Below are 16,790 nucleotides of genomic sequence, written 5' to 3'. Positions count from 1 at the left end.
GGGCGCCGTTTTTTGGTCATTCAGGAAACGTCAGACGGCCGGCTCTTGCGGACCTTTGCGACGCAGCAGCGCGTACAGAATGATCGCGCCGAACGTCGCCGTGCCGATGCCGCCCAGCGCGAAGCCGCCGAACTTCAGCGAGAAGTCGCCGGCGCCGAGCACGAGCGTCACGGCCGCGACGATCAGGTTGCGGTTGTCGGAGAAGTCGACCTTGTTGACGACCCAGATGCGCGCGCCCGTCACCGCGATCAGCCCGAACACGACGATCGACACGCCGCCCAGCACCGGGCCCGGAATCGTCTGGATCACGGCGCCGAATTTCGGCGAGAAGCCGAGCACCAGCGCGATCACCGCGGCGATCACGAACACGAGCGTCGAGTAGATCTTCGTGACGGCCATCACGCCGATGTTTTCCGCGTACGTCGTCACGCCCGTGCCGCCCGCGAAGCCCGACACCACGGTCGCGAGACCGTCGCCGATGAACGCGCGGCCGATGTAGCGGTCGAGGTTCTGCCCCGTCATCGCGCTCACGGCCTTGATGTGGCCGAGGTTCTCCGCGACGAGAATCACCGCGACGGGCGCGAGCAGCATCATCGCCTGGCCGTTGAAGGCGGGCGCCATGAAATGCGGCATGCCGAACCACGCCGCGTTCGCGACGATCGAAAAGTCGATTGGCTTGCCCATCCCCATGCCGTTCGTGACGACGGCGTAAATCAAGTAGGCGATCAGCAGGCCGACGAGAATCAGCAGACGCTGCAGCATGCCGCGCGCGAACACGGCCACGGCGCCGACGCACAGCACCGTCACGAGCGCCATGTACGAATCGAAAGCGCTGCCGCTCACGCCCTTGACGGCGATCGGCGCGAGATTCAGGCCGATCACGGCGACGATCGAGCCCGTCACGACGGGCGGCATTAGCGTTTCGATCCACGCGGTGCCGATGGCCGACACGATCAGCCCGATGACGATGTAAGCGACGCCGCACGCGATGATCCCGCCGAGCGCGACGGGAATGTTCGGGTTCGGCCCTTGGCCCGTATAGCCTGTAATCGCAATCACGAGACCGATGAACGCGAAGCTCGAGCCGAGATAGCTCGGCACGCGGCCACCGACCAGCACGAAGAACAGCAGCGTGCCGATACCCGACATGAAGATGCACAGATTGGGATCGAAGCCCATCAGCAGCGGCGCGAGCACCGTCGAGCCGAACATCGCGACGACGTGCTGGACGCCCATCGCGAGCATCGACGGGCCGGGCAAACGCTCGTCGGTGTTGACGACGCGCCCTTCGACGCTCTTCGGCTGGACGCGCCAGCGCGGAAAATAGGAATCGGCCATCGCGGGGGGCTCTCCTCTATTGGCGTAGATCTTGTGTGGGGTGCATCGCCGCGTGCGCGGCGCGGTCCAGGATGGGATTCTTGAACTACGCGCGAGTGTACGGAGAGCGCCTGGCGCTGACAAGCCGCGCAAAATGCGCGGGCGCGACCGCGTTGCCCGGTGTTGTATCGAAGCGAAAACCCACCGGTTTTTAGCTTTCTGAGCGTGCTGGCGGCCTGTCGCGGCGCCTCTTTTTTGAGCAATCGCGGAATGACAGCTCGCGCGGAACGCCGCAGGCTTCCCCTATGCGCCGTTTTCCCGAATGCGCGCTTTGGGAGTTATCTGATATCAGAACGGATGCCGCGCTCTCTACACTGCAACGGCTGCGTGACCCCGATTGATTGAGTAGCGCTAGCGATGTTGTAACTCTCCGACTTTCCGCTCATGCTCCCCGGCATGAGCGGTTTTTTTTCGCCTTCAGCTTTTGCGTGTCCTTATGCAGGCCGCATCGCTTGCATCGAAGCGACGACACGAGTGAGCCAATCACCCGCCGCTGCCGCGCAACGCGTCGATCAGTTCGAGCGGATCGAACGGCTTGCGCAATTGCGCCGCTTCCTGCAATTGCAACTGCTGTTCGGCTGACAGCGGCGCATCCGAGCCCGTGACGAAGACCACGCGCATGTCCGGCTGCCGCTCCCTCGCATCGAGCGCGAGCTGGATACCCGACGCGCCCGCCAGCCCCACATCCGTCAACAGCACGTCGAACGTTCCGTCGTTCAGCATCTGCATGGCCTGTTGCGCATCCTGCGCTTCAGCGACGTCGAGCCCGAACGTGCGCAGCAGTTCAGCCGTGCTGACGCGAACCAGTTCGTCATCCTCGACGAACAGGACGCGCAGATTGCGAATCGCATCGAACGTCCCGTTATTGCCGCGATCGACCAGCCGCACGGTCTGCGAGTCTTCCGCCTGCAGCGTGACCGCGTCGTCCGGGCGCGCGTACTGTGCGCGCAACGTATGGTGCAGCTTGCGCGCGAGCGCATCTTTCGAATACGGCTTGCTGAGCAGCGCGACGCCTTCGTCGAGACGCCCCGCGTGCACGATCGCGTTATCCGCGTAGCCCGACGTGAACAGCACCGCGATGCCGGGCTGCCGCTCACGCACCTTGCGCGCCAGTTCGGTGCTGCGCATCGACCCTGGCATCACGACATCGGTGAAGAGCAGATCGATGGGCACGCCGCTCTCGACTATGGCAAGCGCACTCTGCGCATCCTTCGCCTTCAGCACGCGATAGCCCAGAGACGCCAGCATCTCGACGACCGTCGTGCGCACGTCCTCGTCGTCCTCGACGATGAGGATCGTTTCGGCGCCGCCTTTCGCCGGACCGGCGTCGACATCCGTTTCGAGGTCTTCTTCTTCGCGCACGCGCGGCAGATAGAGCCGAATCGTCGTGCCGTGTCCAAGTTCGCTATAGATCTTCACGTGGCCGCCCGACTGCTTGACGAACCCATAGACCATGCTCAGGCCTAGCCCCGTGCCCTGTCCTTCGGGCTTGGTCGTGAAGAACGGTTCGAACACGTGCTCCTGCACTTCAGCCGACATGCCCGAGCCCGTATCGGTGACGGCGACCATCACGTACTGTCCCGCCGTCACTTCGGCGTGGCGCTTCGCGTACGCATCGTCGAGCGACGCGTTGCCCGCTTCGATGGTGAGCTTGCCGTGGCCGTCCATCGCGTCGCGCGCATTGATCGCGAGATTGAGCAGCGCGTTCTCGACCTGAAACGGATCGACGAGCGTATTCCACAGGCCGCCCGAAACGATCGTCTCGATCTCGATGCCGTCGCCGAGTGCGCGGCGCAGCATGTCGTCGAGGCCGCGCACGAAGCGCCCGAGGTTCACCACTTTCGGCGCAAGCGGCTGACGCCTGCCGAACGCGAGCAGTTGCGACGCGAGCTTCGCGCCGCGCGCGACGCCCGCGAGCGCATTGCGCACGCGTTGCGCGGCCCGCTCCGAACCGGCGACATCGTCGGCGAGCAGTTGCAGATTGCCGCCGATCACCTGAAGCAGATTGTTGAAGTCGTGCGCGACGCCGCCCGTCAGGTTGCCGATCGCTTCCATCTTCTGCGCGACACGCAACGCCTCTTCCGCGTGACGCAGCGCCTCCTGCGTTTCGCGATCGCTCGTCACGTCGCGGCCGACGCCGTGAATCCGCTTCGTATCAGGATCGAGCGAGAACGTCCACGCGATCCAGCGCCACGTACCGTCGATATGACTCAGCCGGTTTTCGAAGCGCACGGACGCGCCCGTGCGGCGCAAATGGTCGAGACACTCGTTCGCCATCGAGAGATCGTCGCGATGGATCAGCGTGAAGTACGACTGATGCGCGAGCCAGCGCGTGTCGAGGCCGAGCAGGCGCGTCCACGACGGGCTCACGCGCTGCAACTCGCCGTTGAAACCCATGACCACCAGCAGCTCTTCGCTCAGATCCCACAGACGGTCGCGATCCGCGACAGCTTCAGCGACACGCGCCTCCAGCGTTTCATTCAGCTCGCGCAGCGCCTCTTCGGCTTTCGTGCGCTCGTCGATTTCGCGCTGCGCGGCCTGATACAGGCGCGCGTTGTCGATGGCCGTCGCGGCCTGCGCGGCGATGCCTTCGACAATGCGCTCGGCGCGCGCAGTGAACACGCCTGGCTTCGGATGGCCGAAGAACAGTCCGCCGAGCACCTCGCCCGTGCGCGACAACACGGGCGCGGCGAGATAGCTGCGTACTTCCAGATGCCCTTCGGGCATTCCGCGATGCGGCGGATTGTGGCCGTAGCGCGGATCGTTCGTCACGTCGTCGACGCGCACGATGCCTTCGCCTTTGAACGTCGGCGCAAAAATCCCCGTGTTGCGCGGCATCGGAAACTTCGCGAACGTGTCTTTCGGCACGCCCGAGAGCGTGTACAGCATGTAGCTGCCGCTCTTGTCGTCCTGCACATTATGGAAGAACGCGCCGAAGGCCGCGCCCGTGAGTTCCGTCGCCGCATCGACGACGACCTGCACCGCGCGGTTCAGATCGAGTTCAGCCGCGACGGCCGTGCCGATGCGATTGAGCATCTCGAGCATGCGCGACTCTTCGCGCAGGTGGTTGCCCGTCTCGCGCCTCAACTGCGCGAGCTGCAGATTGCCGGCGACGCGCGCGAGCAGTTCGCGCGCCGCGAACGGCTTGATCAGATAATCGTCGGCGCCCGATTCGAGGCCGCCCACTTTCGCCTCTTCGCCCGCGCGCGCCGACAGCAGCAGCACAGGTGTCTCGCTCAAGCCGGCATCGGCGCGCAGTTCGCGCAGCAGGCCGAAGCCGTCGAGCTTCGGCATCATCACGTCCGACACAACCAGATCGGGCTGCCAGACGCGCGCGGCCGCCAGAGCTTCTTCCCCGTCCGACGTGAGGCACACCTCGTGGCCTGCCGCCGTCAGGATGCGCCGCATGTAATCGCGCAGATCGGCGTTGTCGTCGACGACGAGCAGCTTGCCAGTGATCGCGCTGGCGTTGTCCGCCGCGGCTTGCGTGAAGTCGGCGAGCGCGCTCGTGTCGTCGTTGGCGGCGTCGGGCGCACCGGGCAGCCAGCGCAACGCGGCATCGGCGTAGCTCTGCGCCTGGAGGCTCGTCGCGGCGCGCGCGCCGTCGCTCGACGTTGCGTCCGTCGACGCGACGGGCGGCAGCACCACGGTAAAGCGCGTGCCCACGCCCAGTTTGCTTTCGACGCGTATCGCGCCGTCATGCAGGCGCACGAGTTCATGCACGAGCGCTAGCCCGATCCCGCTGCCTTCGACGGAGCGGCCCATCGCGCCTTCTACGCGATGAAACCGCTCGAAGAGCCGCGCAATCTCATGCTCGGGAATGCCGGTGCCCGTATCGGCGACGCTCATTTCGATGCCGCCGTTCTCCGCGCTCTTAACGCCGACGGTGATCGTGCCTTCGAGCGTGAACTTGAACGCATTCGACAGCAGGTTCAGCACGACCTTTTCCCACATGTCTCGATCGATCGGCACGAGATGTGGCAGCGGCTCGCATTCGACACAAAGCGTCACGCCCGCCGATTCGATCGTCGAGCGGAACAGTGACGCGAGGTCGGCGGTGAAAGCGGCAAGATCGGTCGGCTGCGGATGAAACTCCATGCGCCCCGCCTCGATGCGCGAGAAATCGAGCAGCGCATTCACCAGCTTGAGCAGCCGCAAGCCGTTGCGATGCGTGACTTCGATCAGCGGCCGGTCAGGCGCATTGGCCGCTTGCGGCCTCGCGAGCAGTTCTTCGAGCGGACCGAGCATCAACGCGAGCGGCGTACGGAACTCGTGGCTGATGTTCGAAAAGAAGGCCGTCTTGGCGCGATTGATTTCCGCGAGCGCTTCCGCGCGCCGCCGCTCTTCTTCATAGGCGCCCGCATAGCCGAGCGCCGCGCCGATCTGCCGCGCGACCAGCATCAGGAACGAGCGGTAGTTGTCGTCGACGAGCCGGTACGGATTAAGCCCGATCACCAGCACGCCGCCGCGTCCCGTTTCACCCGCTGGCTGCACGGGCAGCACGGCTGCCTGCGCCGTCGGCCGCTCCCATGCACCCGAGGGCAACGGCGCGGCGAAGCGTTCGGCCACATCCGTGACGATGGCCAGTTGCTGGCTGCGCAGCACGTCGATGAACGGCCATGCGGGATCGCGCGCGGCGTCCATCGAACGCGGCGCGGCGGGATGATCGGCGGCAATGCCGCTCGCGCCCACCAGCGACGCGACCGTGCTGCCCGGCTCGGCCTGATAGAAAAGCGCGAAGGTGACGTCGTACGGATCGCTCTTCAGCGCGAGCACGCTGTCTTCGCAGACGTCGCGCCATGAGAGCGCATCGCGCGTCGCCGCGCCTATCTCGCGCAATAGCCGCAACTGCCGTTCGCCGAGCACGCGCGCGGTTTCGTCGCTGTTCGCGCAGATGATGCCGCCCGTGCCGCCGCTGTCGTCGGGAATCGGGCTGTACGAGAACGTGTAGTACGTCTCTTCCGGATAGCCGTTGCGCTCCATGATCAGGAGCTTCTGTTCGTCGAACGTGCCTTCCGTACCCGTCAAGGCCGTTTGCAGCAGCGGACGGATATCGCTCCAGATTTCGCGCCAGACGGCCGACGTTGGCTGCCCGAGCGCAGCGGGATGCTTGCCGCCGATGATCGACTTGTACGGATCGTTGTAGAAGACGATCAGATCCTGTCCCCAGCCGATCCACATCGGCTGACGCGACGTCAGCATGATGCGGATCGCCGTCTTCAGGCTTTGCGCCCATGTTTCGGGCTCGCCGAGCGGCGTCGCGCGCCAGTCGTAGCCGCGTATCAGGCCGCCCATCTCTCCGCCGCCCGCGAGGAAGCTCGGCGCCGTGCTACCCGCGAACGCCGCATCCGCCTCAGGGTGCGCGCTCGCCATCGTATTGTCCGGTTTCATCGACGCAGCCTCACCTGTCCCGCCGTATCGCCCGCGCGCATGCATGCGGCCATTGCCAGATGCGCCGTTCGCGCGTGCATGCCGTTGTTGCCTGCTGCTTGCCACCTGCTAACTGTTCGTCAACTGCGCTGCTGTATCGCTCGTTCCCCTTGCCCGTTGTTCTTGTCTGCGGCTTCTTTCTCCCGGTTTTGAACTCGTCTTGCTCCAACTCACCCGGTCACGTCGGAACGCACCGGCGTACCGGGATTGCGCGGCGCGCCGAGCGTGCTGTCCGTCGCGATCACGCGCTCGATATCGTCGAGCGAAGCCGGCTTTACCAGGTGATGATCGAAGCCCGCATCGTGCGTGCGCTGCCGGTCGCTGTCCTGTCCGTAGCCCGTCAGCGCGATCAGCAATGCGTTCGCCGACGCTGGCTCGGCGCGCAACGCGCGCGCGACGTGATAGCCGTCGATGCCCGGCAAGCCGATATCGAGCAGCACCACTTCGGGCCTGAACTCCGGCGCGGCCGCAATCGCCGCTGCGCCGTCGTACAACACGCGAACTTCGTGCCCGAGCATTTCGAGCAGGATCGACATCGACTCCGCGCCGTCGACGCTGTCGTCGACCACCATCACGCGTCGCTTCGCACCGCGTTCGCGCGCGGAAGATTGCGCGCCTTCGTCGGGCGCGTCGCCGCATTTGGGCGCGCCTTCGTCGGGCGCGTCGCCGCATTTGGGCGCGCCCTCGTCCGACTGTTGCGCGACGGGCAGCGTGACGACGAACTCCGAGCCCATGCCCGCGCCCGCCGAAAACGCTTCGATCGTGCCACCGTGCAGTTCGCTGAGCGTCTTCGCGAGCGACAGTCCGATGCCCAGCCCGCCTTCGGAACGCGCGAGCGAATCTTCGGACTGCATGAACAGATTGAACACGTCGGCCAGTTCGTTCGGCGGAATGCCGATGCCGTTGTCGCGCACGCGAATCGCGATGCTGCCGTCCGTCCCGCTTACGTCGAGTTCGATCTCGCCGCCCTCCGGCGTGTACTTCGCCGCATTCGACAAAAGATTGCCGATGACCTGCGCGACGCGAATGGCGTCGCCGCGAATCATGCACGGCTCGTCGGGCATGCTGACGCGCAACGTGTGATGCTTTCTGTCGATGAACGGCTGGTTCGTCTCCACCGCCGTCGCGACGGCCGCCGCGATATCGACGCATTCCAGCTGCAGACAAATCTTGCCGTGCGTGATACGCGACACGTCGAGCAGATCGTCGACGAGCCGGCTCAGATGCTCGACTTGCCGACGCGCGATCATGCGCGCATCGCGCAATGCGGCGTCGTTTGCGTTATGACGCGGGTCCATCAGCTCGACGGCATTGCGGATCGGCGCGAGCGGGTTGCGCAATTCGTGCGCGAGCGTCGCGAGAAACTGGTCCTTGCGGCGATCCGCGTCGCGCAGCGCTTCCTCCGCGCGATGCAGCCGCAACAGCGCGCGCACGTTGGCGACGAGTTCCGCGGGTTCGATCGGCTCGGTCAGATAGCTGTCCGCGCCGCCGTCGAGCGCGCGGACCTTGTCGAACGACTGCACGGCGGCCGCCGACGTTTGCAGGATGAGTGTGGAGCGCGTCTGCGGGTCGCACTTGAGGATCGAGCACACTTCGATGCCGCTGATGTCGGGCAGCTTCACGTCGAGCAGCACGAGCGCGGGTTTGTGCGCGCGCACCTGATCGAGCGCGCCCTGGCCCGACGCCGCCTCGATCACCTCGAAACCGGCGTGCACGAGCACGCGCGTTTTCGCATAGCGCGCGCCGTCGTTGTCGTCGACGTTGAGAACGAGGGGAGCGGCAAGCGTCATGACTCGCCTCCGTGCGCGATTGCCGCGCCGCCGGTCGTACCGCGCGGCGCGCCGTGCGCCTCCGATGCGGCGACGGTTTCTGCCTTCACCGGCAACGTCGCGTAGAAGGTCGAGCCGGCGCCCGGCGCGCTGTCGACGCCCGTATAGCCGCCGAGCAGCGCAGCAAGCTTGCGGCACAGCGGCAAGCCCAGACCCGTCCCCTTGACGCGCTGCTGCAGATGGTTCTGCACCTGGCCGAACTCTTCGAAGATCACTTGCTGGTGCTCCTCAGCGATACCAATGCCCGTATCGGACACGAAAAACGTCACCTGTTCGCCGCCTGGCTCCAGCCGCGCGCCCACGCGAATCTCCCCGCACTCGGTAAATTTGAGTGCGTTGGAGACGAAATTACGCAGTATCTGCGTGAGCTTGGCTTCGTCGTTGAAGATGGGTGGCAAACCGTATGTGTCCTCGAAGATCAGCTTCACGGCCGGGTTAGTCAGCAGCGGCGTGAGCATTGCGCGCAGCGCCGCAAAGAGTCCCGAAACCTTGAACCAGACCGGCGTCACATCGGTTCGGCCCGCTTCGATCTTGGCCAGATCGAGCAGATCATTGACGAGTTCGGACAAATCCTCGGCCGATTTGCGGATAAGTAGCACCTGCCGTTCCTGCTCTGCCGACAGGTCGCCATCGAGCCGGTTCAGCAGCAGATTCGACAGCGCACGGATCGAGCTGAGCGGCGTGCGCAACTCGTGGCTCATGTTGGACAGGAAGCGCGATTTCATCGCGTCGGCGCGGCGCAGTTCGTCCGCGCGCTCGTCGAGTTCCGCGTATAGCGCGACCACGCCGCGGTTCGTCGCTTCGAGTTCCTGAGTGAGACGCACGAGTTCGTCCTGGCGGTCGCGCAGTTCCGTCAGCGTCGACAGCAGTTCGCGGTTCTGTTCGTGCACTTCGTCCATCGAATGGCGCACGCCGGCCTTGCTGTCCTGCAGCGCGTTCTGCTGGACGACGCTGCGCATGATCGCGTCGAGGTCGGTCATCGCCACGTCCTGCCGGTCGTTCGGCAGGTAGCGCGCCATCGAAACCGTCGTGCCGCGCTGCGCCGACGATTCGATCGCGCAGTGATCCATCAGCCGACGGCTGCCGGCGATGCCGAGGCCCATGCCCGTCGGCGACCGGTACGTGCCGTCGAGCACCGATTCGAGATCGCGGATGCCTGGCCCCTTGTCGCGCACGTCGATCTGAAACGCCTGTGGTTTCGCCGTGTCGTTTAAGGCGAACGACACTTCGCCGCCGTGCGCGTATTCGAATGCATTGCGCGCGATCTCCGATACCGCGCTTGCGATGCGTGTCTGGTCGAGCGGCGAGAAGCCGAGGCCAGCAGCAATCGAGCGAGCCTTGCGGCGCGCTGCGACGACGTCTTCTTCGGTATCTAGCCGGATCCGCAGTATGGGGGTCGTCATGCCTGAAATTTACTCCTGTCGACCAGAGTTAGTGCTTCAGCACTTACTCTGGTCCCATGCAAAGCAGTCGACCAGAGTTAGTGCTTCAGCACTTACTCCGGTCCCATGCAAAGCAGTCGGCTGGAGTTAGTGCTTCAGCACTTACTCCAGCCCCATGCAAAGCTCTTACTCCAGCCCCATGCAGAGCGCTTGCTCCGATCCCACGTCTCAATCGGGTCCCATGCAAGTCGATTGCTGGTCCGCCTTGACGACGACCACCGTTGCGTCGTCGCGGTGGCGCGAAAAATCGCGGTACAGCACAGCGGCGATCATCACCGCGGGCTGCAGATGCAAGCCCGGATAAGCGGCCAGATCCCAGCGAGTGCCGATGCCGTCCGAATGCAGGATCAGCAGCGCGTTGCGTGTCCACGGTATTTCGAGTTCCGGCGAATCGCGCATCGTATGACCGACGATGCCGTTGCGCGATGTGAGCTGCCAGCTGTTGCGCGCGCCGCTCGTCGAAGCGTTCGCGCCGTGCCCCAACGCGCTCGTAGCGAGTCTCGCTCCGCCGCTGACGGACGCAGGCCGCGCGACATTGAAGATCGACGCGGCGACGTTGCCCGTGCCCGCGAACGCGAGCTGCGCGCGCGCCAGATCGAGCCGCGCGATGGCGACGGCCGCGCCGCGCGTCGGACGCAGCGCGCTGTGCGCGAGTTGCATCAGCGTGGCGGGCGAGCGGCCCGCGCGCCGGCGCACGACGTCGATCGCGCTCGCCGCCGCCACATACGCATCGGGACCGTGACCGAGACCATCGGCGACGGTGATCGTGACGCCATGCTGATCGGCATCGACGCCCCACGCGTCGCCGCACACGGATTCGCCCGGATAAGGCACGCAGATGCCGCCGATGTCCGTGCCCGATGCTGGGCGGCCCGCGCGAGCGTTCGCGCCGCGGCTGCGCACGACGGCGCGCAGCGCGGTCCCGAGACGCGGCTGCGAGTACACGCACAATTCGTCGGACAGACGATTGATCGCACCGAGTCCCGTGCCGGGCGAGCCCGCCGTCGAGCGTCCGTCGTGAAAGGCGTGGCGCACGTCCTGCATGCCGGGACCCTTGTCGACGGCGATGATTTCGACGCCTTCGGCGAGCTCGCCCCTCGCATCCGCAGGCAGCGCGCGCACGAGCAGTTCGCCGTGCTGCGCATGCTTGAGAATGTTGGTCGCCGCTTCCGTCACGATCAGCGCGACGCGGCCTGTGTCCGTGTCGTCGAGCGCCCCTTTCCGCGCTGCGTCATTGGCGCCGCGGCGCGCGAACGCGACGCTGCTCGCGTCAGCGATTTCAAACGACGTGTGCATCCCGCGCAGACCGCTTAGCGAAGTTTCCATTTGGTGATCGACACCATCGTGCCTTTGCCTGGTTCCGACTGAATCTCGAACTCGTCGCACAGACGGCGCGCGCCACCGAGCCCGAGACCGAGGCCCGTTCCGCTCGTGAAGCCGTCTTGCATCGCGCGATCGACATCCGCGATGCCCGCGCCCTTGTCGACGAACGTGAGCCTGAGCCCTTTGCGCGTGCCGTTGACGAGCACGTTCAACGTCGCGTCGCCGCCTCCGCCATGCAATAGCGTGTTGCGTGCCAGTTCGCTTGCGGCCGTGACGAACTTCGTCTGATCGACGAGCGAGAAGCCTTGCGCGATTGCCTGGTCGCGCACGAGCTGGCGGAGCTTGACGATCTCGCGATCCGAGCGCAGGCCGACTTCGAGCGTCGACGCCACCACCACGCCGAATGAGTTCATGTGTGAGCGCCCTGATCGATCAGCGCTGTCGCTGCTGAAGCAGCGCCATGCCTCGTTCGACGTTCAGCGCCGTACGCACGCCGCTTAGCGTGAGCCCGAGTTCGACCAGCGTGATCGCCACGGAAGGCTGCATGCCGACGACGACTGTCTGCGCATCGAGCACCGTCGCCATCGCGGCCGTGTTGCTGATCATGCGGCCGATGAACGAATCGACAATGTCGAGCGCGGAGATGTCGATCAGCACGCCCTTCGCCTTGTCCTTCACGATGCGCGCCGTCAGATCATCCTGAAGCGCGATCGCGAGACGGTCGTGCATGTCGACCTGAATCGCGACGATCAGGCAATCGCCCATCCGCAGAATTGGAATGCGGTCCATGTCGCCACCTTAGCCGGCGGTGCGCGTCGAAATGTTCGACCCGCTCTTTTGCAGCGCAACGACGAACGCGTCCGCAAGCGTCGACTTCGTGATCACGTTCGTCAAATCGACGCCCAGATGCACGATGGTCTGCGCGATCTGCGGACGAATGCCGCTGATGATGCAGTCCGCGCCCATCAGACGCGCAGCCGCCACCGTCTTGAGCAGGTGTTGCGCGACGAGCGTATCGACGGTGGGCACGCCCGTGATGTCGATGATCGCAATCGCCGCGCCCGTTTCGACGATCTTCTGCAACAGGCTTTCCATCACGACCTGGGTGCGCGCCGAATCGAGCGTGCCGATGAGCGGCAACGCGAGAATGCCTTCCCAGAGTTGCACGACGGGCGTCGACAGTTCGAGCAGTTCTTCCTGCTGGCGCGCGATGATCGCTTCGCGGCTGCGCTGGAATACTTCCGTCGTGTAAAGGCCGAGTGCGTCGAGCAACATGTTCACGGTCCAGCTCACGTCGGTGAGTTCTTCCGGTTGCGCGTCGAACTGGATGCGCAGGCGCGAATAGAGCGGCTGCTTCAGCGAGAACACGAACGTTGCCGTTTCAGCGGGCGTGAAGCCCTGGCGCGCGCGATGCGCGGACATGTCGGCGAGAAACGCGCGCACGGGTTCCCATTCGGGACGGCTCGGGTCGAGCGTCTCCGTGTTCGCGAGCGTATCGGAGAAGACGTTCAAGAAGGTGCGGAACTGCTCGTTCATCTCCGCCTCCGTCGTCAGGCCTCGGCGCAGCGCGACCGATAGATGCTGGTTCAACCAGTCGGCGAGCAGCATATCGCGATGACGCGTCAGCACCTCGACCAGGGCTGCCGTTTTCGATGCGTTCATAAGGTCTCCGGAAACAGTGCCGTAAATATTGCTGATTTGTTTGCGTGCAAACTGTTCGCGCGCATCCGACTTCCGCAAACATTACCGGATAACGAGTGAATGACGACAGCGAGCGTCGCCTTGTTGCGTGATCGATCAATACTACAGGCGCGCCATGCAACTGACGATACAAATGAGGGCGGAAATGTGCGATGCGTGACAGGCGATCCAGCGCTGCTTCGCGCTCGCATTGATGTGATGCAATCGGCGAAATCAGGGCTCGCTGCACGCGAAGTTGTTTGCGTTGTTCAGATTGCCCTTGCCCAGATAGCGCGGAAACATCGGATAGCGGCACAACGGACGCGAGCGTCCGTTAGTCGCCGCGGCAATATCGGTGGCGAGCAGCGTCTCCGGTGCGATGCCGCGCGTGACCCAGTTGTCGAGCGCGCCAAGCAGATCGACGGAAGGAATGAACACGCCGCTGCCGTGCTGGAAGCCCGGCACCATGTACAGACGCATGAATGCATTCACGCGCTCGTCGCCATACTGATCGACGAGCCGGTCGTAGTACGCGATGGTCTGGCTCGGGCTGATGACCTCATCGGCAAGGCCCTGCATCGTGATCAGCTTGCCGCCTTTTTCCATGAAGCGGCTCACGTCCGGATTCATCGCGCCGATCGTTTGCGACAGGGCGACAACCTGCTTCTGATACTTGCCGGGATGCAGCACGTCGAATTTCATCGAATCGAATGTGGCGTCCTGCGCGACGAAATAGCGGATATAGCCGTCGCCTTGCGCGAACAGATAGCCGTTGTTGCCGAATGTCGGCGATGCCTGGCGCGCGGGATCGTGGCCGAGTCCGAGCACGCCCGTGAAGCGCGTGCCCTGAAAGACGTTGTATCCGCGATAGCCGCTCACGTTGTAGGCGAGCTTGTACGGCAAGCTCAGTCCGTCGCGCAGGACGAGCAACGTCGAGAGTTGTGCATCGCTGAGACAGCCGCCTTCTTGCGCGTATGAGGTGCCGCGGTGGCAGCGCAGCGCATCGATGATTTCCGCTTCATGTCTGCGGCATTCGGCGACATCGCTGACGATGCCGTCCGATGCGCCGTCGAGCTTGTCGCAAACTTCGAGCGTCTTCTGGTACACACGCTCGAGCAGCGCAGGCGGAACGAAGCCGCCGGGCGCCGCGTATTCGGCCTGGCCGACGCGCACGCCGATGAGCCGCACGCCCGAGAAGTTGAGCGCGGGCGAATCGGCGATTACGCCGTCGTAGTCGTCGGGGAAGCGCTGCATCACCGTGTAGCCCTCGCGTCCGCCCGTCGAGCCGCCCGCGAAGTACATGCGCCCGGGCGGATGGCCGTACATGCGCACGATCACGGCGAGCGCCGCGTCGTGCGTCTTCTTCAAATGCGCGTAGCCGAAGTTGACAACGGCTTCGTCGACGAGACCGAACACCGCGAGCGCAGAATTGCCGACGTGTCCCGAGTCGTCGCCGAACGTCACATAGCCCTGCGCGAGCGGCGCGCGTACCGGCGAGAACGGCATCACGCCGATGCCCGTCACGACAAAGCCGTTGTAGCCGCCGCCGCCCACCTGCAATGCGCGGCCGTTCCAGTTCTTCGGAAGATTCACGTCGAAGCGGATGTCGGGCGTGGTGCCTTTGATCGCACGAATGACGCCCGTGATCCGGCAGAAGTCGCCTGCGCTATTGCCGGACGTCTGTGCGGAAATCATCGTCGCCGTTTCGATGTGCGCGCCGTGCGTGGGCAGCGCGATCGAGTCGGCGTCGATCCAGACGTCGCCCAGGTCCGTGCAACGGGTGGCGAATGGCGGCTCGCTCTGTTTCTGAGTCGGGTTCTGGCCGGCTGGCGATGCGTTCGTTGCAATCGCGGCTGCAAACGCCGATTGCGCGCTGTAGATCAGCGCGTAAAGGAGGGCCGCGCGTGCGAGCCCGAGCGCCGCACGCGGCCATGCGATACCGTGCTTCATCGGCAGTCCGCTCCGGGGACGGCCGCGCGCGGCTGCGTCGGCCCCATCCATTCGTTCCAGATGCGCGCGAGCAGCAGCACGGCGATGATCGCGACGAGATCGCCCGCGAGCGCGGCGAGTCCGTGACTCAGGCCGTGGATGTTGCGCGGCGTTGCCGTATCGACGACCAGCGAAATCAGCGTGCCGCCGACGAAACAGACGAGACCCGTCCGGCCGACCTTGATCACGGCTGGCATCTTGCGCGCGAGCGTCGCGATGTGGCCCGTGCGGACGAGCACGGCGGCGACCCATGCAATGACGAGGAAGTTGATCACGCGTTCAATCGACAGGTTCTGTTTCAGATGGCCGGGCAGCGGCTGCGTCAGGACGAAAAGCTTGACGATGGCGAAGGCTAGCACGGCCGCGATGGCTATCACGGTGAGCCAGCGACCGGTTTTCGATAGCTGGAAACGATCGGACACGGGCTGCACACGGCACAGAATACCGATGACGAACATCAGTTGCCAGGCAAAGGGATTGAAGGACCAGTTGCCGACGTCGTCGATCGCGAAGAACTTCGCCAGTGGGATGGCGAGCGCCCACGTTGCGAGGCTCAGTGTCAACGCCGAAGCCGCCGATTTTCGCGCGAGCGGCACGATGAAAGGGACCGTGATCGCGAAGAGCGCGTACATCGGCAAGACGCTGGACAGATAGGGCTGGCGTCTGAAAGTGGCGATGTTGACGGCCTCTCTGATCGGCGCCGATGAGAAAGCTGACCAGTCTGTCAGGTCGACCATCGGGCGATTCAGGTGCAGGAACTGAAGAATCGCACCCGATAGCAGGGTGAGTAGCGCTGTCAGCAAATAGGCTCGGTAGATTTCCCAGCAGCGCTTGTAGAAGCGGTTTTGGGCGGATTTTTGGCCCTTTTTGGCCAGCACGGCGCCGTAAGCTGCGGCGGATGCATAGCCTCCGAGGCAGACGAAGACTTCGGCTGAATCGCATAAGGCGTAGGCGTGCAGCATCAGGTGCTGCAGGACGCCGCCCGGAATGTGGTCCAGCACGATCACGATCAGCACGATCCCTCGGAAGAAATCCACTTCGATTGAGCGTGTGGTGCGGGTTTGCATTCGAGGGCTCGATTGAAGGCGCTGGGTTGTGGTCCCTGGTTGGTTGTGTGGCGCGGCGTACGCTGCCGTTTCTCATGACGGCTTTTGTAACGCTGCACGCCGCACGCGTCGGGTTTACGTGCAGTAAGAACTGTTTTGGTTCAGAACGTTCCCGGGTTTACCCGTTGTTGTGAGAATGAATTGCAGTGGGAAGGGAGTTGAAATTTTGGGCGGAGGAGGATCGAACTCCCGACCTTCGCATTGCGAACGCGACGCTCTCCCAGCTGAGCTACCGCCCCACGATCACGCGATTCTAGCACAGCGCATTCTTAATGCACCAGCCAGCAACCCGCGTCATTTAGCCGGCGCCCCGGCCAGCACCCAGTCGACGACGATGCGGATATCCGCATCGCTCATCGCCGGATGGGCGGGCATCGGAATCGCGCCCCACACGCCCGATCCGCCATCCTTCACCTTGCGCGCGAGCATCCCAGGAGCCCCGGCATTGCCCTTGTACTTCTCCGCAACCTGCTGAAACGAAGGTCCAACGAGTTTCCGATCGACAGCATGACAACCCATGCACGCGTTGCTTCGCGCGATCGCGAGCCCGCGCGACGTATCGGCGGCGGATGCAGACACCGAAAACGTCCCCACAGCCAAAGTCATCAGCACTC

The 16,790-nt window shown here is 64.5% G+C and carries 11 protein-coding genes and 1 tRNA gene; all 12 read right to left on the bottom strand.

Annotation, left to right across the window (positions count from 1 at the left end):
* Positions 1 to 30: 30 nt before the first annotated feature.
* The 12 genes from AABE10_RS22850 to AABE10_RS22795 all read right to left on the bottom strand — a co-directional run bounded on the left by AABE10_RS22850 (position 31) and on the right by AABE10_RS22795 (position 16,782).
* The gene (locus AABE10_RS22850; protein ID WP_342935504.1) at positions 31 to 1,338 is read right to left on the bottom strand and encodes a solute carrier family 23 protein; all 1,308 of its coding nucleotides are present in this window, start codon (positions 1,336 to 1,338) and stop codon (positions 31 to 33) included.
* Positions 1,339 to 1,860: 522 nt separating this feature from the next.
* A complete protein-coding gene (locus tag AABE10_RS22845) occupies positions 1,861 to 6,768 on the bottom strand; it encodes a response regulator (protein ID WP_342935503.1) in 4,908 nt (1,635 codons plus the stop codon).
* Between the two features lie 209 nt (positions 6,769 to 6,977).
* Entirely contained in the window at positions 6,978 to 8,597 is a 1,620-nt protein-coding gene (locus AABE10_RS22840) for a response regulator (protein ID WP_342935502.1), read from the bottom strand.
* A complete protein-coding gene (locus AABE10_RS22835; protein ID WP_342935501.1) occupies positions 8,594 to 10,039 on the bottom strand; it encodes an ATP-binding protein in 1,446 nt (481 codons plus the stop codon). The genes AABE10_RS22840 and AABE10_RS22835 overlap by 4 nt, the downstream gene beginning before the upstream one ends.
* 207 nt (positions 10,040 to 10,246) lie before the next feature.
* The gene (locus AABE10_RS22830; protein ID WP_342935500.1) at positions 10,247 to 11,404 is read right to left on the bottom strand and encodes an ATP-binding protein; all 1,158 of its coding nucleotides are present in this window, start codon (positions 11,402 to 11,404) and stop codon (positions 10,247 to 10,249) included.
* On the bottom strand, positions 11,389 to 11,814 hold the full coding sequence (locus tag AABE10_RS22825; RefSeq protein WP_342935499.1) for an anti-sigma regulatory factor: 426 nt from the start codon (positions 11,812 to 11,814) through the stop codon (positions 11,389 to 11,391). The genes AABE10_RS22830 and AABE10_RS22825 overlap by 16 nt, the downstream gene beginning before the upstream one ends.
* 19 nt (positions 11,815 to 11,833) lie before the next feature.
* The gene (locus tag AABE10_RS22820; RefSeq protein ID WP_342935498.1) at positions 11,834 to 12,190 is read right to left on the bottom strand and encodes an STAS domain-containing protein; all 357 of its coding nucleotides are present in this window, start codon (positions 12,188 to 12,190) and stop codon (positions 11,834 to 11,836) included.
* 9 nt (positions 12,191 to 12,199) lie between these two features.
* Positions 12,200 to 13,063, bottom strand: a complete 864-nt coding sequence (locus AABE10_RS22815) for an STAS domain-containing protein (RefSeq protein ID WP_342935497.1) — start codon at positions 13,061 to 13,063, stop codon at positions 12,200 to 12,202.
* 252 nt (positions 13,064 to 13,315) lie between these two features.
* Positions 13,316 to 15,031 (bottom strand): tannase/feruloyl esterase family alpha/beta hydrolase, encoded by a 1,716-nt coding sequence (locus tag AABE10_RS22810; RefSeq protein ID WP_342935496.1) that lies wholly within the window; start codon positions 15,029 to 15,031, stop codon positions 13,316 to 13,318.
* Positions 15,028 to 16,137: an OpgC domain-containing protein gene (locus AABE10_RS22805; RefSeq protein ID WP_342935495.1), complete on the bottom strand. Its 1,110-nt coding sequence runs from the start codon at positions 16,135 to 16,137 to the stop codon at positions 15,028 to 15,030. Before AABE10_RS22805 ends, AABE10_RS22810 begins: the two co-directional genes overlap by 4 nt.
* A 205-nt stretch (positions 16,138 to 16,342) precedes the next feature.
* Positions 16,343 to 16,416 (bottom strand) — tRNA-Ala (locus AABE10_RS22800).
* Positions 16,417 to 16,470: 54 nt separating this feature from the next.
* The gene (locus AABE10_RS22795) at positions 16,471 to 16,782 is read right to left on the bottom strand and encodes a c-type cytochrome (protein ID WP_342935494.1); all 312 of its coding nucleotides are present in this window, start codon (positions 16,780 to 16,782) and stop codon (positions 16,471 to 16,473) included.
* Between the last annotated feature and the right edge of the window lie 8 nt (positions 16,783 to 16,790).

It is taken from the genome of Paraburkholderia diazotrophica (assembly GCF_038900755.1).
Taxonomy (GTDB): Bacteria; Pseudomonadota; Gammaproteobacteria; order Burkholderiales; family Burkholderiaceae; genus Paraburkholderia; species Paraburkholderia diazotrophica_A.
The sequence above is the reverse complement of the archived record's forward strand: the minus strand, read 5'-3'. Positions and strand labels throughout refer to the sequence as shown.